The following is a 20,643-nucleotide window of genomic DNA, read 5'->3' on the forward strand; positions in this document are numbered from 1 at the left end:
TGCGCCAGCTTTTTGCTGGCGCCTTTTTCTGACCATTCCCGATCCATGCAAGCGTAGAAAAACTACTTTTCCGGCCCCGCCGCCAGTGATCTTCACTGATAAGAGAGCAAAAAATTTTTGATTTTCGTGCAATCGTTTGCATTGCTTCGATTGTTCTGCTAGAAAGTAACTGCGGACTTGCATATTCCACACAAACAAGAACAAAGCGGAGATAACTATGATTAGCGCGATGCTAAAGGTTCAGACTAATTTTCGGAGATTATCTGTTTTCACTGGCGTGCTCGCAATGCTTTGCACTTCCACAGCTATTGCTAACACATCACCTGGTTACCAGATAGACGATATTGAGAAACGTCTCGCAGACATCGAGAACACCATACCCCTCAGATTTGGTGTTGGCGTCGAGACCCTCTACATTTACGCGGACCATTCCGAATCCAGTCGCGAAAAGGTCGGTGATTTCTTTCTCGACAAGCTCGAACTCATTGTCAGCGGGGAGTGGGACAACGGGCTCTATTACGAGTCGAGATGGGATTATCAGGTGACCCAACAGGGTTTTTTCCCAGCCTGGACCTACGTGGGTCTGAAACATAACGAAGCGTGGTCAACCTCCGTAGGCGTTATTATCCAGCCTCTTGGAGCAGGTGTAGACGGTTCTTATTACGACAACAGCTTTCTCAGTGATGTGCCTCTGTGGATAGGCTTGGCAAACAACCCCGAGCTTGGCATCAAAACCCACTACAAGCAGGACAATTGGCACTGGGTGTTCAGCTTCACTAAAAATACCGAGCGAAGCGGCGGTAATGCCAATGCCCGTTATCGGCCCGACGTCGTTGCCCAGGGAGAGATAAACCCGCGCGGATTTGCTGACGAAACCTTTTTCGCAGACGTTGAGCCCACGAACACTTTCCACGGTGGTGGTGCTTACACGTTTTACCTGGATGGGGGTTCGACGTTGCAGTTGGGGTCAAACGGACAGTTTGGAGATTACTTTAACACTCGTACCAACGGTGATGGTGGCGACCATTGGGCAGCTACTGCTTTTGCAAACTATAGAAACGGTGGCTTTGCACTCACCGTTCAGGGCCTGGCTTATGACCGGAATGTCAAAAACGCGCCTGGCGTGAATCAGACCGAAGATTCAATTGCGCTTTCAACAGGTGCCTTGATACCGGCCGATGGAAAGGTCTATTCAACCCGTATCTCCTACTCCATGCCTCTGTCTGTCGGCATCTTTGAAGACGTTAAGTTCTATCACGATTACGACTATCTCGCGAGTGGTAGCGAGGACATGTTTACCTCACTTGACACACAGTTCAGCATCGTTGGTGTTCATCTCTCGAGGGGTGCGTTTAATACGTGGATAAGCATGCTGACGTCAAAAAACGCGAACTTTGCGAATGGTGGGCCGGCCAGGAACGATGATGAGTGGAACTCACAGTTCAACATCGTGGGCGCTCTTTATTTCTGATCAAGTCGCGTAAGAGCGGCTCAGGCCAAGGATTGCCCGTGCATTACTCAGAATATCAGAACGAGCCCGCCCGCACTTCTGTAGGCGGGTTTTGCTCAAAACATTATCGAGAACGAGTAGAGCCTCGAACAAACGGACTCCGTCCGTTCTCGAACCTACCAACTTTCTTGGAGGAGAAATGACAAACATCTTCAGTATTCCGGGTGTACTTGTAGCCGGCACTCTTGCCTTGACCGGACCAGGAAACGTCCTTGCGCAGACAGAGTTGAGATGGGCCCATGTCTACGAGTCGCAGTCGCCCTACCATGAGTGGGCGGAGTGGGCCGCCAAAACCTTTGAAGACCGAACCGATGGCAGGTATACGATTGAGGTTTACCCCGCATCCTCGCTGGGCAAACAAGTTGACCTCGCCGAAGGCCTGGAACTCGGTACGGTGGATATCATCTATGATGGCCAGTTCTTTGCGAGCCGCCGCTACGGACCAATAGCAATCGGCAGTGCTCCGTTCATGTTTCAGGACTTCGCGCATTGGGAAGCCTATCGCGACTCCGACCTCTTCCTTGATCTGGCCGCCGGATATGCCAGTGCCACCGGCGACCATATTGCCGGGCTGGTGTACTACGGTCAGCGCCATGTAACGTCGAATAAGAGGATCCAGACGCCTGCCGACATGGAAGGCATGAAGATCCGCGTTCCCAACGCATCTCTCTACAAGATGTTTCCTGAAGCTGTTGGCGCCAACCCCACCCCTATGGCATTTGCCGAGGTGTATCTGGCGTTACAGCAAGGCGTAGTGGATGCCCAGGAGAACCCACTCCCGACCATTCAGCTCAAGAAATTCTACGAGGTTCAGGATTTCATCACGCTGACTGGCCACATCACCGACGCGCTGCTCACGATTGTCGCTGGTCGCCTGGAGGACCGCTTGCCTGAACAAGATCATGAAATTCTGATGTCCGTGTTGAAGGAGGCAGCCGAGGGTGCCTCGGGCGACATCCGCACCGCTGAACTTGAGCTGGTGAGCTGGTTCCGCGAGCAAGGAACGGCTGTCAATGAAGTTGATCGTGCGCCCTTCCGAGCCGCGGTAGCTGACGACCTGAACGGCCCGCAGGTGGGCTGGGACCGCGAGACTTTCGACAGGCTGCAAGCTCTCAAGTGATCAAACACAGCCGGCCGCATGTAGTTCTGTAGCAGCCGGCCACTTTTCGGGTTTAGCGCCCTGCAAGGCGCAAACTATCGAGGACCGTGACATGCCTAATCAGGCCCGAATACCCGACAACCCTAAACAAAAGGCTCACGTTCCAGCCTTTGATGCAGGACTTCTGATCATTCTGTTCTGGACTCTGGCGTTTGTGGTCTTTGTTCAGTTTTTTACGCGCTACGTGCTGAACGATTCCATCGGCTGGACCGAAGAGCTCGCGCGGTACCTGCTGATCGTTGTTACCTTTGCCGGCGCCTGCGTCGCGGTTAGACGGAATACCCACATATCGGTTGAGTTCTTCTACCGCTATTTGCCACCGGGCGCAGCGCGTGGATTATCGATGATCGTTGATCTTCTTCGGACACTGTTGTTTGCAGCACTTACAGGGCTCACCTTTCAGCTTGCAGGTAATACCCGTCAGATGATGACGGCGATCGATATGCCGAAGTCAGTGCTATACGGCTTGGTTGCCGGCTGCTTTGCGCTGATGACGATCTATTCAGTCATGGTTACATGGCGCCATCTGGTCAGCGGAAAGTCGGACGTGTCGCCTGATGTAAAGACCGGTCATGGACAGTGAGGGGTAGTTTATGCTGATCCTGTTCGGAACCCTCGCGCTGCTTTTAATCATCGGGATGCCAGTCGCGCTGTCGCTGGCAGGCGCTTCGCTGACGTTCCTGCTAATCGAAAGCTCTTTGCCTCCGGTGGTGGTTGTACATCGCATGATCAACGGCGTCGACAGCTTCCCTCTGCTAGCTGTGCCCTTCTTCATCCTGGCGGGCAGCCTGATGAATCACAGCGGCATTACCGACCGCATTTTTGCCTTCGCCAAAGCCCTGGTTGGCTGGATGCGTGGAGGACTGGGGCACGTGAACGTCGGTGCCTCGGTTTTGTTCGCGGGAATGTCCGGTGCAGCGGTTGCAGATGCCGGTGGTCTGGGAACCGTTGAGATCAAGGCCATGAAGGAAGGAGGTTATGACCCGGATTTTGCCGTAGGCATCACCGCTGCATCCTCAACGATTGGCCCACTGATTCCGCCATCCCTGCCTCTGGTCATTTACGGTGTGGTTTCTTCAACCTCAATCGGGCAACTTTTTGCAGCCGGCCTGCTGCCGGGACTGCTGATGGCGGTGGCGCTGATGGTCATGGTTGCCTGGTATGCGAAAGTCCGCGGTTATGGCCGTGATGCGGGATTTGCCTGGGTGGTGCTTTGGCATACGTTCAACCGCGCTTTTCTGTCCTTACTAACTCCCATCATCATAGTGGGCGGTATCCTGGCTGGGCTGTTCACCCCGACCGAGGCGGCCATTGCAGCCTGCGCTTACGCACTATTCCTGGGTGGCGTCGTCTACAAAGCCCTGGATTTCTCCAGGATCAAAGCGATTTCCATGGATACGATCGAAACGACCGCCATTGTGCTAATGATCGTCGCCGCCGCCTCGATCTTCTCCTGGATCCTCACTTCCAATCAAGTCACCGCGATGGTTGCGGATGCGATTCTGGGCCACACGCAGAACCTTTTCCTGGTGCTGTTGCTCGTCAATCTCGTGCTTCTGGTTGTCGGCTTTTTCATGGAGCCGGTGGCCGCTATCACCATCCTCACGCCCGTCCTGTTGCCCGTGGTGACCTCAATGGGCGTGGATCCTGTGCATTTCGGCATCATGATGATTCTGAACCTGATGCTGGGGCTGCTAACTCCACCTGTGGGCATGGTGCTCTATGTGCTCGCCCGGGTTGCCGGTATCAGGTTTGAGAGTGCGGTGCGCGCCACCGCACCCTTCCTCATCCCCCTGGTCATCGTGCTCCTGCTTATCACTTATGTTCCGGCTGTATCACTGTGGTTGCCGGAACTGCTCTATCGTTAACCGCTGAAGACTGGATAACTGACATGACTCCCAAAACCAAGACCAAGACCAAAGCGAAGACCGAACCAAGCCTGAGCAAGGACGAGTACCTGCGGATGTATACCCAGATGGTGCGCATCCGGAACTTCGAAGACAACGCAAATCAGCTTTATCTTTCCGCCAAGATGCCGGGGCTGACGCACATGTATTCCGGAGAGGAGGCCGTTGCAGTCGGCATCTGTGAAGCACTGAAAGACACCGACCGCATTACCTCGACCCACCGGGGTCACGGGCACTGCGTGGCCAAAGGTGCAAACTTCAATGAAATGTTCTGCGAATTGCTGGGCAAGAAAGAAGGCTATTGCCGCGGAAAGGGCGGCTCAATGCATATTGCCGATCAGAGTCACGGCAACCTCGGGGCCAATGCCATCGTTGGCGGCTCCATGGGGATGGCAACCGGCTCGGCCCTGCGTGCGAAGTTGCTGGGCAAGGATGACGTGACCGTCTGCTTCTTCGGCGACGGCGCCACGGCACAGGGCCTTCTTTACGAAGTCATGAACATGGCTGCGCTGTGGCACCTGCCAGTTATCTACGCCTGCGAGAACAACGGTTATTCGGAATACACCAAAACCGAGGAGATCGCCGCCGGTTCGATTACCGCCCGCGCCGAGGCTTTTGGCATTGAGGCGTTCAAAGTGGATGGCCAGGACGTGCTTGCCGTCAACGAGCTAAGTAGAAAACTCGTCGAAAGGTGCCGGAATAACGAAGGGCCTTTCTTTATTGAGCTGAAGACCTATCGCTACCACGGGCACCATGTGGGTGACATTAACCGTGAATATTATCGCTCGAAACAGGAAGAAGCCGACTGGAAAGACAACCGCGACCCGATCATCCGCTTCCGCGGTTGGCTGGTCGAACAGGGCCTTGCCACTGAAGATGAGATCGAGGCACTGAATGATCAGATCAAAGAGGACGCGAAAAAAGCCGTCGCTTACGCCGAAGCCGCGCCCTATCCGGATACCTCAGAAGTAGACATGCATGTCTACGCCGAAACCGACCCAGCCACCCTGCGCGTCGGTGGATGAAGGAGACCAAGATATGAGAGAAATCACCCTGTCCCAGGCTGTAAACGAGGCGCTTGTCGAAGAGATGCGCCGTGACCCCACCACTTTCATCCTCGGTGAGGACGTGGCCGAAGCCGGCACACCTTTTAAAGTACTTTCCGGCCTGGTCGAAGAATTCGGCACCGAACGCGTGATCGACACCCCCATCTCCGAGCCGGGATTCCTCGGTATCGCCGTAGGCGCTGCCATGACAGGCGCGCGGCCCATCGTCGACCTGATGTTCGGAGATTTCATTTATCTGGTGATGGACCAACTGTGTAACCAGGCGGCCAAACAGCAGTATATGTCTGGCGGCAAACTGAGCGTGCCCATGGTAGTGCGGACCAATCTTGGCGCTACCCGCCGCTCCGGAGCACAGCACAGCCAATCCCTGCACGCACTGGTTGCGCACATCCCGGGGCTCAAGGTGGCAATGCCCTCCTCAGCTTACGAAGCAAAAGGGCTGATGAAGACGGCAATCCGCGATAACAATCCAGTGGTCATCTTCGAAGATAAGCTGATGTACCAGGACAAGGCCCCGGTACCCGAAGAGGAATACCTGATTCCTTTTGGTGAGGCCAAGATCAAGCGAGAGGGGACTGACATCACACTGATCGGCACGTCTTCCATGGTGCAGGTGGCCGAAGCCGCTGCGAGAATTCTGGAAGCTGAAGGCATAAGTGCCGAAGTGATCGATCCGCGCACTATTGTGCCGCTGGATGAGAAAACACTGCTGGAAAGCGTCCGGAAAACCAGCCGCGCTATCGTAATTGATGAGGGCCACCAGAACTACGGTGTCACCGGCGAGATCGCCAGTCGCCTTAACGAAAAGGCCTTCTACTATCTGGATGCACCTGTACTGCGAATGGGGGCAATGGATGTTCCTGTGCCGTTCAGTCCAGTGCTTGAAGATCTAACTGTGCCAACGCCCGAAGGCGTGGCCGCGAACGCTCGTAGACTCTGCGCGGGGGAGATGATTCATGCCGCTTGATGTCATCATGCCAGCACTCGGGATGGCGCAGGACACTGGCGTCATTCTGACCTGGCACAAATCACCCGGGGACCCGGTTTCTGAGGGAGATGCCTTGTTCGAGGTAGAAACCGATAAAGCAGCCATGGAAGTCGAGGCGCAGGGCTCCGGCTACCTGACAGATGTAACCGCCGCAGCGGGCGACGAAGTCCCAGTGGGAAAGGTGCTCGCGCGCATTTCAGAAACGCCCGAGGGAGGGGGAACCACGCCTGACACCTCCGATGATCAACCCAAGAAAAGTGTGGGAAGTGAGGATCAGACAGACTCTGCCATTCCCGAAGGCGAAGAGGTCATTATGCCCGCCCTCGGCATGACACAGGATGTCGGGCTGATTGTCGCTTGGCGCAAATCGCCCGGCGACGCTGTGTCCGCGGCTGATATTCTGTTTGAAGTCGAAACCGATAAATCTGTTGTGGAAGTCCAGGCAGGCCACGACGGCTTTGTCGCGGCTCTGCTGGCAGAGGAAGGCGAAGAGGCCCCGGTCGGGGATGTGATCGCCATTATCTCCCGCGAAAAGCCGGAGGCGCCTGTCAGTCGAAGTCAGAGGGAACGTAAAGCGCCGACCACAGCACCTCCCGCTCCCTCGACGACAAAGAGGCCGGCTCCGGCGCCCAAAGGCAGTTTGCGTCCCGCCAAGCCTGCTCCGTCATCGGATTCGCGGATCCTGGCATCGCCCAAGGCACGGCGACTGGCACTCGAGCGCGGCCTGGACCTTTCGCTGCTCGCCGAACAAGGGCACCCTCAGCCTTACCATGTCAAGGACCTGGAGGTTCTGGAAAACCTTCCAAAGGCCATCGCTCCCCAAGGTTCTGCCATGACAGCCAGCCGTTGTATCTCCGCCGAGGTGAGCTCGGATGGCTTTGAAGCCTTTGCCGCATGGGCCGCCAAAGAAACTGGCCTGGCCGATGCCAGTGCCCTGCTAGCCGCATTCGCAGGAACCAGTCTTGGCCGGGAAAACACTATCGTGGCACTAGAAGCCTTCGGAGAGACTCGCCTTTATAAAGTTCGTGGACGCCGCCTTGGCAATCTGACCGAAGCCGACTCTGACACCACGCCTGACGTAAGGCTGCGTGATTTGCGATTTGGCCACCTGAGTTCCATTCAGGTGGGCCCTGAAGACACCCCGGTGATCAGCATTTTAACTACGGGTACCGGGTTGAAGCTGACGCTGGAATGCACCGCAGAGCAGATGAATGCATCCACGGCGATTAACCTTCTTTCGGATTTTGCAGGTCGCATGGAGCAACCGCTCCGTCACCTGCTCTGAGCTATAGAGTGGAAGCCAATCATGACTGATATTATTGCACCGCCCTCGGTTCGGGCCTTGGCCCGGGAAAAGGGCATCGATCTCAAGAAACTCGCCAACGATCTGGGCCGCAGGAATATTGTGCGAGAAGATCTTAATGACGAAAAGCCAGCCGCCTCAAAAGTCCCGGCCGGGGACACGTCCCACTGGGACGTCGACCACTCCCTCTACGGCCCGGTGAGCGAAGAGCCCCTCAGCCGTTTCGCGAAAGTAGCCTCCGCTAACCTGTCGGCGGCCCAGGCACTGATTCCAGCAGTCACGTATCACGAACGTGCCAATATCAGCGCTGTCGAAGCCTGGCGCAAAGAACTCAAACCAGAGGCGCAGTCTCGTGGGTTGAAGCTCACGGTGCTCGCTTTCAACGTTATAGCCCTTGCCCGTTGCCTGGAGGAATTCCCCCGTTTTAACGCATCGCTTTCAGCCGATGGTCAGACACTAGTGTTTAAAGAGTACGTGCACATAGGCATCGCTGTAGATACCCCATACGGCCTTATGGTACCGGTGATTCGCGACGCTGACACAAAGGGTCTGTGGCAAATTGCGGCTGAAATCGCCGATCTAGCCGAAAGAGCACAGAACCGACAGGTTGGCGCGAGCGAGATGGGCGGCGCCTCAATGACCATCACAAATTTAGGTAGCATTGGCGGCGTTGGTTTCACACCCATCGTTAATCCACCTGAAGTGGCTATCCTGGGCCTCACTCGTCCAGAAACCGTTCCGGTCTGGGATGGTGAGTCTTTCCATCCGGTGCCACGAGTCTCGCTGGACCTTAGCTATGATCACCGAGTGATCAATGGCGCTGATGCAGCGCGTTTCTGTGCACGCTACTCATCAATGTTGTCTGACCCGCGTCGAATGGTGGTGTAAGAGCGTGTACTGATGATTTCTGAATAAGTCGGGTTGATTGTTTTTGGCAAGACAATGGGATGCGCCGGCTCGTGCCATCCTTGCAGAAAATGGATGGGGGGGACAATATTCCCCGCCAGTTCCAGGCTTTGCAGCCACCGCTGGCGGGGTTGACAAAGCGGGTTGCCGGGAGGGACCGGGAATAAATACCGGGCGCAGTGCCTTCTAAAAAACCGGCTTCGTCACTGCCAGGTGGAAAATGACAGTGACCTGCACCAGCGCAATCACGGCTGCAGCCACCCGCACCGGCGTTGCCTGCGTTGTCCGCAAAGCAAACAGACCGGCAATGATGTAGCCGATCAACAGCAAGATTTTGGCCGTCAGCCAGCCATTCACGAATGGCATCCAGGGCGTCACAAACAACAGGCTGATGGCCGCTATCAGCAAGACCGTGTCATTCGCATGCGGAATCCAGCGCAACGGTGTTTTCCGCCAGTCGGGCCTGCCAACCGCATCCAGCAGCAGACGCAGAGCAAACAGCACAACGGTCAGATAGGCCGTGGTCATGTGTAGGTGCTTGAGAATTAGATAGGCACTCATAAATCATCCCGTTGTGAATCAAAACGATGGCGGCATTGTACGCAAAGATACCCCGAACCGGGTATGTTCTTTCTATCGGCTCGCGTATAACATGTACTGTAATTATATGTATAAGCGGAGACAACCATGCCGGCGATCCCCACCACCAGCCAAACCGAAGCCGCCAGCGTCAGCCAGCTTTTCAGCTATCCGTTCCGGATTTTCTTCCTGTCCATGACGGTACTGGCGCTGCTTGCGATCCCCCTCTGGATCATGCAGGTCAATGGTGTGATCAGCCTGCCCCTGGCCCTGCCGGGCCTGTTCTGGCATCAGCATGAGATGTTGTTCGGTTTCCTGTCGGCAGGCATCGCCGGCTTCCTGCTGACCGCAGTCTGCGTGTGGACCCAGACGGAGCGCACCTACGGAACCAGACTGGTATTGCTCTGGGGCGTCTGGCTGGCCGGCCGCCTGCTGCTTGCTTTCGGTGCGGGCCTGCCGGACTGGCTTGTGCATACCGTGAACCTGGCATTTCTGCCCCTGGTCATGCTGGATGCCGGCTGGCGGATCTGGCGCGCCCGCCAGAAGCGCCAGCTGTTGATCCTGCTGGTTCTGGGGCTACTCTGGCTGATGCAGATAGGATTCGTGACCCAACTGGATATGACCTTCAGCTACGGTGCCCTGATCATGGCCATGGCGCTGATCAGCATCATTGGTGGGCGCATCACTCCGGCCTTCACCACCGGCTGGCTTCGTCAACGAGGGCTGGACAGCGCTGCCGTGAAAACTGTCCCAGCCCTGGATATGACCACATTGTTCAGCCTGATTCTGCTGATGGTCTCCCTGGTCACTGGCTGGCAAACCGTCACCGGCGTATTGGCCATTGTTGCAGGCACCCTGATGCTGGTGCGACTGGCAGGCTGGAAAGGCTGGCTGGTTCGTAAGGAACCACTGCTCTGGATTCTGCACCTGTCCATCCTCTGGGTGCCCGTGGCCCTGTTCCTGCTGGCCGGCACACTGCTTGCCGGCTGGCCATCCAACGCCTGGAGCCACGCCGCCGGCACGGGCGCAGTGGCCTGCCTGATTTTCGGCGTCATCGCCCGCGTCTCCCTCGGTCACACCGGCCGGCCGCTGGTTCTGCCCACAGGCATGGTGACCGCATTCATCGCCATTCACCTGGCCGCACTTATCCGGGTGCTGACAGCCTTCGAGGTTATCAGCTGGCATCCGGGAATCAGCGCCAGCGCGCTGCTCTGGTTGTTCGCGTTTGGCATGTTCCTGTTCCGCTACACCCGGGTACTGGCCAGTCCACGCCCGGACGGCCGCGACGGATAAACGCCCGGAACACTCGAATAAAGGCAGACGAAAAAAGGCAGGCCCGGGAGCCTGCCTTTACCGTTCAGCCCACTCAGGCTGCCAGTTTTTCCGCGCCAACTCGGCAAATGCGGACCGCGACTCGTGAAAACGGGCGGCCGGAAATGAAATTCTGATGCCTTCCATCGCCGCCATCAGCATTTCCAGGTGCGCATCCCAGCCCGCACAGGCAATGGCGATCAACTCGTCGTCAGGGAGAAAAAGCGTGAGGGTAAGGATCGTCCCGCCACCGTCCGGGGACAACTCCCAGACCAGTGGCCGTTCCGGATCATCGCCGGCACTCCAGGAATACGCCAGCAGACAGTGGGGTTCGCAAGCGCTGATCCGGCAATCGATGGGTGTGCCACTGTTGCCAAAATCCAGCTTGACCCTGCCACCCCGCTCCTGTTCCAGAGTGCCCGGTGCCAGCCACTGGCTGAGGCACACGGAATCCGTCAGCATTTTCCAGACGACCTCGGGCGCATATCCGATTTTTCGTTGCAGCCGGGCGACAACCCACTCTCCCTCACGCCAGATGTTTCCCTGAATGTCATCAGCATCCAGTGCCATCAATGCGCCCTCCTTTTATACCATTCCACCTTGCCCCATACCTGCGGGCCAGCAGACAAATAAAAGACCCTGAACATTTATATTTCTTACTTTTCATAGCCGCAAACCCATACATACCGAATCATGAGTTGCATATTCCCCAAGGAATCCCACGGTATCCGGTGTATCAACGGCTCTGTTCAAGGGCCGGTTCACACGTTACCACCATGCCGCTGGCAGATCTTTGATGACCATCAACCCCTCACCCCGGCAAAAAAGGCAATCATCCACTAAAGGTCAATACCGAAACGCCCAATTCGCGCTAAAGTATGAGGAAATCATTTTGTAACTGAGATACTGGCACTATGAACCCGGATCATTTTGATAAAGAAGACCTGATCAGATGTGGCCACGGCACACTCTTCCCTGGCTCCATGCGTCTGCCCATTGATGAGATGCTGATGTTCGACCGCGTCACGCATATAGCAGACAACGATGGCCTGTATGGCAAGGGCAGTATCCTGGCGGAACTCGACATCAACCCGGACCTCTGGTTCTTCAAGGTGCACTTTGTTGATGATCCCGTTATGCCCGGATGCCTGGGGCTGGACGCCATGTGGCAGCTGGTCGGCTTCTTTCTGGCCTGGGGTGGCGGAGAAGGCAAGGGCCGTGCCCTGGGTTCCGGTGAAGTAAAGTTTACCGGCCAGGTGCTGCCTACTGCCAAAAAGGTGACCTACCGCCTGGATCTCAAGCGCGTGATCAGGCGCAAACTGACCATGGCAATTGCCGATGGCCGGATGGAAGTGGACGGCCGGGAAATCTACACCGCCAAGGACCTCCGGGTTGGCATGTTCACCTCGACCGATGATTTTTAGGAGTTAACAAGATGCGTCGTGTTGTAATTACTGGTATGGGCATTGTTTCCAGCCTTGGCACCAACCAGAAGGACGTTGCCCAGTCCCTCAAGGATTCCCGTCCCGGCATCGGCTTCAGCGAAGAAGCACGGGACAAGGGCCTCCGCAGCCACGTCTGTGGCCAGATAAACCTGAACCTTCCGGAACTGATCGACCGCAAACTCTGGCGCTTCATGTGCCCGGCCTCAGGCTATACCTACCTGGCCATGCTTGAAGCCATCGAACAGGCCGGCCTGACCGACAAGCACATCAAGGCCGACACCACAGGCATTATTTTCGGCCAGGGGGGCGCCTCCACCGTTGAGCTGCTCGATTCCATCGACACGCACCGTGACCGCGGCATCCGCCGGGTGGGCCCCTATCGCGTGCCCCGCACAATGGGCAGCGCCATTAACGCCTCCCTCTCAACCGGCTTTGGCATCCGCGGCATCAACTACGGCATTACCTCCGCCTGTGCCACCAGTGCACACGCCATTGGCCACGCTGCAGACCTGATTGCGCTGGGGCGCCAGGATGTAATGTTTGCCGGCGGCGGCGAGGACATCCACTGGACCCTGAGTCTGTTGTTCGACGCCATGGGCGCCCTGTCCACCAAGTACAACGACACGCCGGAACTGGCGTCCCGCACCTATGACGCAAACCGGGACGGTTTCGTTATTTCCGGTGGCGGCGGTGTTCTGGCCCTTGAAGCGCTGGAACACGCAGAAGCACGCGGCGCAAACATTCTGGCGGAGATCGTCGGCTTCGGTGCGACTTCCGACGGTGCCGATATGGTTGCCCCGAGCGGCGAGGGCGCGGTGCGCTGCATGAAGCAGGCCATGAAGCATCTGGACGGCGAGATCAGCTACGTCAACACTCACGGCACCAGCACCCCGGCAGGCGATATCACCGAGCTGAAAGCACTGAAGGAAACCTTCGGCGACAAAATCCCGCCGCTGAGCTCCACCAAACCCCTGTGCGGCCATGCCCTGGGTGCGGCAGGCGTGCATGAGGCCATTTACAGCCTGATCATGCTGCGCGAGGGTTTCATTGCTCCGTCGGCCAACATCCAGACCCTCGATGAAGGGGCCGAAGGCTACCCGATCGTTCGGGAGCGCATGGACAACCAGAATCTGGACCTGGTGATGAGCAACAGCTTCGGCTTTGGCGGCACCAACGCCTCGCTGGTGTTCAAAAAGGTCTGAGCCGGATCAGGACAGCCTGACAGAACGATATTCAGCCGGGGATGTTCCCATCCAGCGCTTGAAAGCCCGGCTGAATGCGCTCAATTCCGAGAACCCGAGCTGCTCTGCAATTTCCACGAGTGGCTTGGTTTTATCCTGCATGTAGGTCAGCGCCTGTTTACGGCGAACCTCCTCAAGCAGGCGGGCAAACGTCAGCCCTTCCCGCTTCAGCTTCTTGTGCAGCGTGTAGCGGCTCATATGCAGCTGCGACGCCACGACTTCCACACCAACCTTGCCACGGGCAAGCTGTACACTGATCAGGGAACTCACCCTAAGACTCAGCGAAGCCCGCGCCACCTCTGGCGTCAGAGGCTTTGATCCCATCTGGAACTCCTCTTTTCCGATTCTGTGGCCATATTGGCCGACGCTGTGAGCGTACACTTGTTAGCCGAAAACAATCAATACTACCTTTGAGCAGGGTCAAGGGAACCTCCGCCAACGTACGGCAAAATACCCCGCTTTTCAGAATGGCGGCATCCCCTGCCAGGGCCCGCCAACCAGACTGACCTGAACGGACCACCCGGAGCCAACATGAACACCCCGGAACTGCTTGCCCCCGCAGGCACCCCTGAACACCTCGAAACCGCCTTCGCCTACGGTGCGGATGCCGTCTACGCCGGCCAGCCCCGCTACTCCCTGAGAGTAAGGAACAACAGTTTCAAGGATGTTGCAGCCCTCGGCTCCGGAATCGCAAGAGCCCATGAACTTGGCAAACAGTTCTACCTTGTCTCCAACATAGCACCTCACAACAACAAGGTACGCAGCTATCTGAAAGACCTGGAGCCGGTACTGGAACAAAAACCCGATGCCCTGATCATGTCTGACCCCGGACTGATCATGCTGGTGCGGGAAAAATGGCCGGACCAGCCCATACACCTCTCGGTGCAGGCCAACGCCGTTAACTGGGCAACTGTGGAGTTCTGGCGCAGACAGGGCATCAGCCGGGTAATCCTTTCCAGAGAACTGGCTCTTGACGAAATTCGCGAGATCCGCGACCGGGTCCCGGACATGGAACTGGAAGTCTTCGTGCACGGCGCCCTGTGCATGGCCTACTCCGGCCGCTGCCTGCTCTCCGGCTACATGAACCACCGGGACGCCAACCAGGGCGCCTGCACCAACGCCTGCCGCTGGAACTACAAGGAAGTCCAGCACAGCCATGACCAGACCGGCGACCTGATCGCCACCTGCAGCGGCGGTGTGCAAGACGTGGAGCCAAAAGAGCTCCTGCTGGAAGAGCCCAATCGCCCCGGAGGCTTCATCCCCGCCTACGAGGACGAACACGGCACCTACATCATGAACTCGAAAGACCTGAGGGCCGTCCAGCACGTAGCGGAACTGACCAAAATGGGAGTCCACTCCCTGAAAATCGAAGGCCGCACCAAAAGCACCTACTACGTAGCCCGCACCACCCAGGTGTACCGCCGGGCCATCGACGAGGCCGTACACGGCAAGCCCTTTGACATGAACCTGATGGACGAACTCGAAGCCCTCTCCAACCGCGGCTACACCGAAGGCTTCCTCCGCCGGCACGTACCCCGGGAATACCAGACCTACGAACAGGGCTCATCGTTCCTCGGCACCCAGCAGGTTGTAGGCACCATAACGGATGCGGATGACCGATGGCTGACCATCGACGTGAAAAACAAATTCGCCCCAGGCGACCAACTGGAACTGATCAACCCGGCCGGTAATATTCGTTTCTCCGCTGATATCATGGAAAACCGGAACGGCGAAACCATGGAGTATGCCCCGGGCAGTGGCCATATCGTGAGAATTCCGAAACCAGAACATTTGCCAAAATCTCTGGATTTCACCTACCTGACCAGAATCCTTCCCGCCAGCGAATAGCAATTAGTTTGAGGCGTCAGGCGGGTCTGCCTCCCAAAACCGTGCATTGCCATGGATGGCAATGCCGAGCCCCCATGGACGGGTTCACGGCGTGTTTTGGGAGGCAGACCCGCCTGACGCCCCCTCCATAATACGCCGTCCTGCCCGAGGCCAGACTATCAAGGCTATTGGCAGCCCCCTTAGTGCCCCAAAGGCCGATTAAGGTATAATCACCTCACGCACAAATTAATACCTGACTAATTTACTCTGGTATTGTATAATCGCCAGCCAGAAGCAACGGATTCAGCCTGTTTTTCTGCTTACTTTTCAGCATCAGGCCACCAGAAATCCGTCATCCAAAAAGCGATTGCAGGGCGCACTCACCGGATGAGCGACCACTGCAACACCCAAACTGATGACATCCGATCGACAGCCCGCCTATGAGGCTGCCGGCGACACCAAGGGCGCAAGCCCGCGATGAGAGAATACGGAGCGACGATCATGGCGACCACCGACACCGAGGTGAACGAGCTGATCAAACGGGAATACGAGTACGGATTCGTAACAGACATTGAATCCGACACGTTCGAACCCGGCCTTAATGAAGACGTTATCGCCCGCCTTTCCGGCCTCAAGAAAGAACCGGAATGGATGCTGGAGTGGCGCCTGAAAGCCTACCGTCGCTGGCTCGAGATGGACGAGCCGGACTGGGCCCACGTGGGCTACCCGAAAATCGATTACAACTCGATTTCGTACTATTCCGCGCCCAAGCGCCCCGAAGACATGCCCCAGAGCCTGGACGAGGTGGATCCGGAACTGCTGAAAACCTACGAAAAGCTGGGCATCCCCCTCCACGAGCGCGAAAAGCTGGCTGGCGTAGCCGTCGATGCCGTATTCGATTCCGTTTCCGTCGCGACCACTTTCAAGGAGCCCCTCGCCAAAGCCGGCGTGATTTTCTGCTCCATCTCCGAGGCCGTCCGCGATTATCCGGAGCTGGTACAGAAGTATCTGGGCACCGTGGTACCCCACGGCGACAACTTCTTTGCCGCACTGAATTCGGCGGTCTTCTCCGACGGCACCTTCGTGTATGTGCCCAAGGGCGTGCGCTGCCCCATGGAGCTGTCCACCTACTTCCGCATCAACGCAGCCAACACCGGCCAGTTCGAGCGCACCCTGATCATCGCCGAAGACAGCAGCTACGTGAGCTACCTCGAGGGCTGCACCGCGCCCATGCGGGACGAAAACCAGCTGCACGCGGCCGTGGTTGAGCTGGTGGCCCTGGACGATGCCCAGATCAAATACTCCACCGTGCAGAACTGGTACCCGGGCGACGAAGAAGGCAAGGGCGGCATCTTTAACTTCGTGACCAAGCGCGGCGCCTGCATCGGCAAGAACTCCAAAATCTCCTGGACCCAGGTCGAGACCGGTTCAGCGGTAACCTGGAAGTACCCGAGCTGCGTACTGCGCGGCGACAACAGCGTGGGCGAATTCTATTCCGTGGCGCTGACCAATAATTACCAGCAGGCCGACACCGGCACCAAGATGATCCACCTGGGCAAGAATACCTCCAGCACCATCATCTCCAAGGGTATCTCCGCCGGCAAGAGCTCCAACGCCTATCGCGGGCTGGTGAAATTCGGCCCCGGCGCGGAAGGCGCGCGCAACTTCACCCAGTGTGATTCGCTGCTCATTGGCGACCGCTGCGGCGCGCACACCTTCCCGTACATAGAGAGCAAGAACAAGTCCGCCATTGTCGAGCACGAGGCCACCACGTCCAAGGTCAGCGATGAGCAGATGTTCCTCTGCCGCCAGCGTGGTATCGATCCGGAGCAGGCCGTGTCCATGATCGTGAACGGCTTCTGCAAGGAGGTGTTCAGGGAACTGCCGATGGAGTTCGCTGTCGAGGCCGGCAAGCTGCTCGAAGTGAGCCTCGAAGGGTCCGTTGGTTAACTATTTTGCCTCGCTGCGCCGAACGTTTTGCGGGCACCGAAACGGTTTAATTTACATACAGAATTTCAGAATACAGAGAGAAGCCGACAAATGCTGAGCATCAAGAACCTGCACGCATCCGTTGAGGACAAAGAAATCCTCAAGGGTATCAACCTGGAGATCAAGGCCGGGGAAGTTCACGCCATCATGGGCCCCAACGGCTCTGGTAAGAGCACCCTGTCGCAGGTGCTGGCAGGCAACGAAGCATTTGAAGTCACCGAGGGGGAAATTACCCTGAATGGCGAAAACCTGCTGGAGCTTGAAACCGAGGAACGCGCCCGCGAAGGCATTTTCCTGGCATTCCAGTACCCGGTGGAGATTCCCGGCGTGAGCAACCTTCAGTTCCTTCGCACCGCCGTGAACGCCATGCGTCACCACAAGGGCGAAGGCGAGATGAACGCGGCGGAGTTCATGAAGCTGGCCAAGGAGGTCTCCAAACAGGTAGATCTGGATCCGGCCTTCCTGAAACGCGGCGTCAATGAAGGCTTCTCCGGCGGTGAGAAAAAACGAAACGAAATCATGCAGGCGCTCCTGCTGCAGCCGAAGCTGGCCATTCTGGATGAAACCGATTCCGGGCTGGACATCGACGCCCTGCAGGTGGTCTCCAACGGCGTTAACGCCCTGCGCGCAAAAGACCGCGCCATTTTGATGGTGACCCACTACCAGCGCCTGCTGAACCACATTGTGCCGGATTACGTGCACGTGCTGGCCGGGGGCAAGATCGTTAAATCCGGCGGCCGTGAGCTGGCCCTGGAGCTGGAAGAACGTGGCTACGGCTGGCTCGGCATCAAGGATGAAGAAACCGCCGACAGCACAGCCAACGTTTCCGGCAACTAAAAAGGAGGTCGCGGAATGAAGCCAGCACCAACCCTTTCTACCGCGTTCCTGCATCCGGCCGGGCACTCATTGCCGGAGCCTCTGGCTGCGCTGCGCAAGCAGCAGGGCTCCAGCCTTGTGGATCTGCCGCTGCCCACCCGGAAAACAGAGAACTGGAAGTACTCGAGCAAGTACCTGAAGCTGACCGACGATATGGCCATCTCGCTGCCCGCGGAAGGCAAGTCCGGCAGCAGTCTGGCGGTGCCCGGCTACAAGGTAGTATTGCTGAACGGCATCATGATGCCGGAAGCCAGCGACTACCCGGACCTGGATGGCATAACCATTGAGCGCTTCGAGGACCTGGACAGCGACACCGCCACCTGGCTGGCCGGGCGCCTGGATCACGCCCTGGATAGCCAGTCAGTGCAGATCTCCCGCCTCAATACCGCGCGGTTTGAAGATGGCCTGCTGATTCGTCTGAAGCCCGGCGCGGTTCTGGACCAGCCACTGTTCATTGTTCATGAAACCAGTGCTGATGCCAGCGGCTCTGCCTACCCGCGCATTTACGTGGACGCCGGCGCTAACAGCCAGATCACCCTGGTGGAAGAGTACATCTCCGGCGGCAGCGAATCGGTCATGGTGAATACGGTAACCGAGCTGAACCTTGGTGAAGGTGCCGACGTCACCAGCATCCGCCTGAACATGGAAGGCGAGAATGTTCAGCATATTGGCGCAACCGGCGTCCTGCAGCAACGCAGCTCCCGCTTTGAAAGCCACTGCGTCGGCTTCGGCGGCCTCCTGCGCCGGCACGACCTGCAGGTTCGCCTGGAAGGTGAAGGGGCGGAGTGCAAGCTCAACGGCGTGGTGGTAACCCAGGGCAAACAGCACTACGACAACCACACCACCATTGAGCACGTGGCGGCCCGCTGCAACAGCGAAGAAACCTATCGCAACATTGCCGCGGATCAGTCCCACGCGATTTTCAACGGCCGGATTCATATCCATCAGGACGCCCAGAAGTCCAGCGCGGATATGAACAACAAGAACCTGCTGCTGTCCAATGGCGCAGAAATCGACACCAAGCCGGAACTGGAAATTTACGCAGACGACGTCAAGTGTGCCCATGGCGCCACCATCGGCCAACTCGACAAAATCTCGCTGTTTTACCTGGTTTCACGAGGTATCGGCCGGCGCGAAGCCAATGTCCTGCTCACCATGGCCTTCATCAACGAGCTGGTGGAGCAGATCCCGGTAGAAACCGTTCGGGAAACGGCCCAGGGCCGGCTGAACCAGTTCTTTGAACAGACATTCCAGGAGGCGTAACCGGCTATGACCGATCTGTCCGTGGCAAACACAACCAGGCGCCCGACCTTCGATGTGGAGGCCATTCGCCAGGACTTCCCGATCCTGTCACAGCAGGTGAACGGAAAGCCGCTGGTGTATCTGGACAATGCCGCTTCGGCCCAGAAGCCAGAGGCAGTGCTGGACGCCATGGACCGCTATTACCGGGAAATGCACTCCAACGTTCACCGGGGTGCCCACACTCTCGGGGATCGGGCCACGGTCGCCTTCGAAGGTTCCAGAGAGACGGTTCGCGGGTTCCTGAACGCCGACAGCACCCGGGAAATCATCTGGACCCGTGGCACCACCGAGGCCATTAACCTGGTCGCCAACGGCCTGGCCCCGCGACTGAAGGCCGGCGACGAGATCCTGGTCAGCCACATGGAGCATCACGCCAACATTGTGCCCTGGCAGATGATTGCCGAGCGTACCGGCGCGAAAGTGGTTCCCATCCAGGTAACGCCGGAAGGTGAGCTGGACCTGGAATCCTTCACCAGCCTGCTGAACGGGAAGACCCGGGTACTGGCAATCACCCATGTTTCCAACGTGCTGGGCACGGTCAATCCGGTGGCGGCGCTGATCGAGCAGGCCAAGGCCCTCGGCATCATCACCCTGGTGGATGGCGCACAGGCGGTACCCCATTACCAGCCGGATGTCCGGGCGCTGGGTTGCGACTTTTACGTGTTCTCATCCCACAAACTGTTTGGCCCCACCGGCATTGGTGTGCTCTACGGCAAGGCCCAGTTGCTGGAGGAGATGCCTCCCTACCAGGGCGGTGGCGAAATGATTGAGCGGGTATCGTTCGAGCGCACCACCTGGAACACCCTGCCCTACAAGTTTGAAGCCGGCACGCCGGCCATTGCCGAAGCCGTGGGCCTGGGGGCGGCCATCGACTATCTCCAGGGTCTGGATCGCCAGGCTATGGAAACCGCGGAATCGGCGCTGCTCGAGCGGGCCAACCAACTGGTGGAAACCGTTCCGGGCATGGAAATCATTGGCACCGCAAAACGGAAAGTGCCGGTGATGTCCTTTAAAATTGCCGGCCTGCACCCCAGTGATATAGGCACCCTGCTGGATCAGCAGGGTATCGCCATCCGCACCGGCCACCACTGCGCCATGCCGCTGATGGATTTCTACGGAGTTCCCGGTACAGCCCGGGCCTCCTTTGCGTTCTACAATACCCTGGACGAGGTGGAAGCATTGTTTACCGCCCTGCGGAAAGTCCAGCGCCTGTTTGCCTGATGGAGATGGAAT

Annotated in this window: 19 protein-coding genes; 16 read left to right on the plus strand and 3 right to left on the minus strand. The window is 57.6% G+C overall.

What is annotated here, in order from left to right:
- Positions 1-217 precede the first annotated feature (217 nt).
- The 8 genes from D0851_RS08845 to D0851_RS08880 all read left to right on the plus strand — a co-directional run bounded on the left by D0851_RS08845 (position 218) and on the right by D0851_RS08880 (position 8,822).
- Positions 218-1,471, plus strand: a complete 1,254-nt coding sequence (locus D0851_RS08845) for a hypothetical protein (protein ID WP_117618314.1) — start codon at positions 218-220, stop codon at positions 1,469-1,471.
- 178 nt (positions 1,472-1,649) lie between these two features.
- On the plus strand, positions 1,650-2,630 hold the full coding sequence (locus D0851_RS08850) for a sialic acid TRAP transporter substrate-binding protein SiaP (protein WP_117618315.1): 981 nt from the start codon (positions 1,650-1,652) through the stop codon (positions 2,628-2,630).
- Between the two features lie 91 nt (positions 2,631-2,721).
- Complete coding sequence (locus tag D0851_RS08855) at positions 2,722-3,252, plus strand: TRAP transporter small permease (protein WP_117618316.1); 531 nt, start codon at positions 2,722-2,724, stop codon at positions 3,250-3,252.
- Between the two features lie 10 nt (positions 3,253-3,262).
- Entirely contained in the window at positions 3,263-4,537 is a 1,275-nt protein-coding gene (locus D0851_RS08860; protein ID WP_117618317.1) for a TRAP transporter large permease, read from the plus strand.
- A gap of 23 nt (positions 4,538-4,560) precedes the next feature.
- On the plus strand, positions 4,561-5,601 hold the full coding sequence (locus tag D0851_RS08865; RefSeq protein ID WP_117618318.1) for a thiamine pyrophosphate-dependent dehydrogenase E1 component subunit alpha: 1,041 nt from the start codon (positions 4,561-4,563) through the stop codon (positions 5,599-5,601).
- 13 nt (positions 5,602-5,614) lie between these two features.
- Positions 5,615-6,610: an alpha-ketoacid dehydrogenase subunit beta gene (locus D0851_RS08870; protein ID WP_117618319.1), complete on the plus strand. Its 996-nt coding sequence runs from the start codon at positions 5,615-5,617 to the stop codon at positions 6,608-6,610.
- Positions 6,600-7,916 carry a biotin/lipoyl-containing protein gene (locus D0851_RS08875; RefSeq protein WP_117618320.1) on the plus strand — a complete coding sequence of 439 codons (1,317 nt, stop codon included), beginning with the start codon at positions 6,600-6,602 and terminating at the stop codon, positions 7,914-7,916. The genes D0851_RS08870 and D0851_RS08875 overlap by 11 nt, the downstream gene beginning before the upstream one ends.
- Before the next feature lie 21 nt (positions 7,917-7,937).
- Positions 7,938-8,822 (plus strand): 2-oxo acid dehydrogenase subunit E2, encoded by an 885-nt coding sequence (locus D0851_RS08880; protein ID WP_117618321.1) that lies wholly within the window; start codon positions 7,938-7,940, stop codon positions 8,820-8,822.
- Between the two features lie 204 nt (positions 8,823-9,026).
- Here the strand turns inward: D0851_RS08880 and D0851_RS08885 are convergent, their stop codons facing one another.
- Entirely contained in the window at positions 9,027-9,401 is a 375-nt protein-coding gene (locus tag D0851_RS08885) for a SirB2 family protein (protein ID WP_117618322.1), read from the minus strand.
- 126 nt (positions 9,402-9,527) lie between these two features.
- Between D0851_RS08885 and D0851_RS08890 the strand changes: the two genes are divergently transcribed.
- Complete coding sequence (locus tag D0851_RS08890) at positions 9,528-10,712, plus strand: NnrS family protein (RefSeq protein ID WP_117618323.1); 1,185 nt, start codon at positions 9,528-9,530, stop codon at positions 10,710-10,712.
- A 57-nt stretch (positions 10,713-10,769) separates the two neighbouring features.
- On the opposite strand, the gene D0851_RS08895 is transcribed toward D0851_RS08890, so the two are convergent.
- Positions 10,770-11,300, minus strand: coding sequence for an SRPBCC family protein (locus D0851_RS08895; RefSeq protein ID WP_117618324.1), 531 nt, complete (start codon positions 11,298-11,300; stop codon positions 10,770-10,772).
- A 344-nt stretch (positions 11,301-11,644) separates the two neighbouring features.
- On the opposite strand from D0851_RS08895, the gene fabA reads away from it, so the two are divergent.
- Positions 11,645-12,154: a bifunctional 3-hydroxydecanoyl-ACP dehydratase/trans-2-decenoyl-ACP isomerase gene (fabA, locus tag D0851_RS08900; protein ID WP_117618325.1), complete on the plus strand. Its 510-nt coding sequence runs from the start codon at positions 11,645-11,647 to the stop codon at positions 12,152-12,154.
- Between the two features lie 11 nt (positions 12,155-12,165).
- Positions 12,166-13,377 carry a beta-ketoacyl-ACP synthase I gene (gene fabB, locus D0851_RS08905; protein ID WP_117618326.1) on the plus strand — a complete coding sequence of 404 codons (1,212 nt, stop codon included), beginning with the start codon at positions 12,166-12,168 and terminating at the stop codon, positions 13,375-13,377.
- 6 nt (positions 13,378-13,383) lie between these two features.
- Here fabB and D0851_RS08910 read toward each other — a convergent pair whose 3' ends face one another.
- Complete coding sequence (locus D0851_RS08910) at positions 13,384-13,740, minus strand: helix-turn-helix transcriptional regulator (RefSeq protein WP_117618327.1); 357 nt, start codon at positions 13,738-13,740, stop codon at positions 13,384-13,386.
- A 207-nt stretch (positions 13,741-13,947) separates the two neighbouring features.
- On the opposite strand from D0851_RS08910, the gene yegQ reads away from it, so the two are divergent.
- The 5 genes from yegQ to D0851_RS08935 all read left to right on the plus strand — a co-directional run bounded on the left by yegQ (position 13,948) and on the right by D0851_RS08935 (position 20,631).
- On the plus strand, positions 13,948-15,264 hold the full coding sequence (gene yegQ / locus D0851_RS08915; protein ID WP_117618328.1) for a tRNA 5-hydroxyuridine modification protein YegQ: 1,317 nt from the start codon (positions 13,948-13,950) through the stop codon (positions 15,262-15,264).
- Between the two features lie 480 nt (positions 15,265-15,744).
- Positions 15,745-17,193 carry a Fe-S cluster assembly protein SufB gene (gene sufB / locus D0851_RS08920; protein ID WP_117618329.1) on the plus strand — a complete coding sequence of 483 codons (1,449 nt, stop codon included), beginning with the start codon at positions 15,745-15,747 and terminating at the stop codon, positions 17,191-17,193.
- A 90-nt stretch (positions 17,194-17,283) separates the two neighbouring features.
- Positions 17,284-18,069 (plus strand): Fe-S cluster assembly ATPase SufC, encoded by a 786-nt coding sequence (sufC, locus tag D0851_RS08925; protein WP_117618330.1) that lies wholly within the window; start codon positions 17,284-17,286, stop codon positions 18,067-18,069.
- A gap of 15 nt (positions 18,070-18,084) precedes the next feature.
- Positions 18,085-19,371, plus strand: coding sequence for a Fe-S cluster assembly protein SufD (gene sufD / locus D0851_RS08930; protein WP_117618331.1), 1,287 nt, complete (start codon positions 18,085-18,087; stop codon positions 19,369-19,371).
- A gap of 6 nt (positions 19,372-19,377) precedes the next feature.
- Positions 19,378-20,631, plus strand: a complete 1,254-nt coding sequence (locus tag D0851_RS08935) for an aminotransferase class V-fold PLP-dependent enzyme (protein WP_117618332.1) — start codon at positions 19,378-19,380, stop codon at positions 20,629-20,631.
- The last annotated feature ends 12 nt before the right edge of the window (positions 20,632-20,643 follow it).

Source organism: Marinobacter sp. Arc7-DN-1 (genome assembly GCF_003441595.1).
Taxonomy (GTDB): domain Bacteria; phylum Pseudomonadota; class Gammaproteobacteria; order Pseudomonadales; family Oleiphilaceae; genus Marinobacter; species Marinobacter metalliresistant.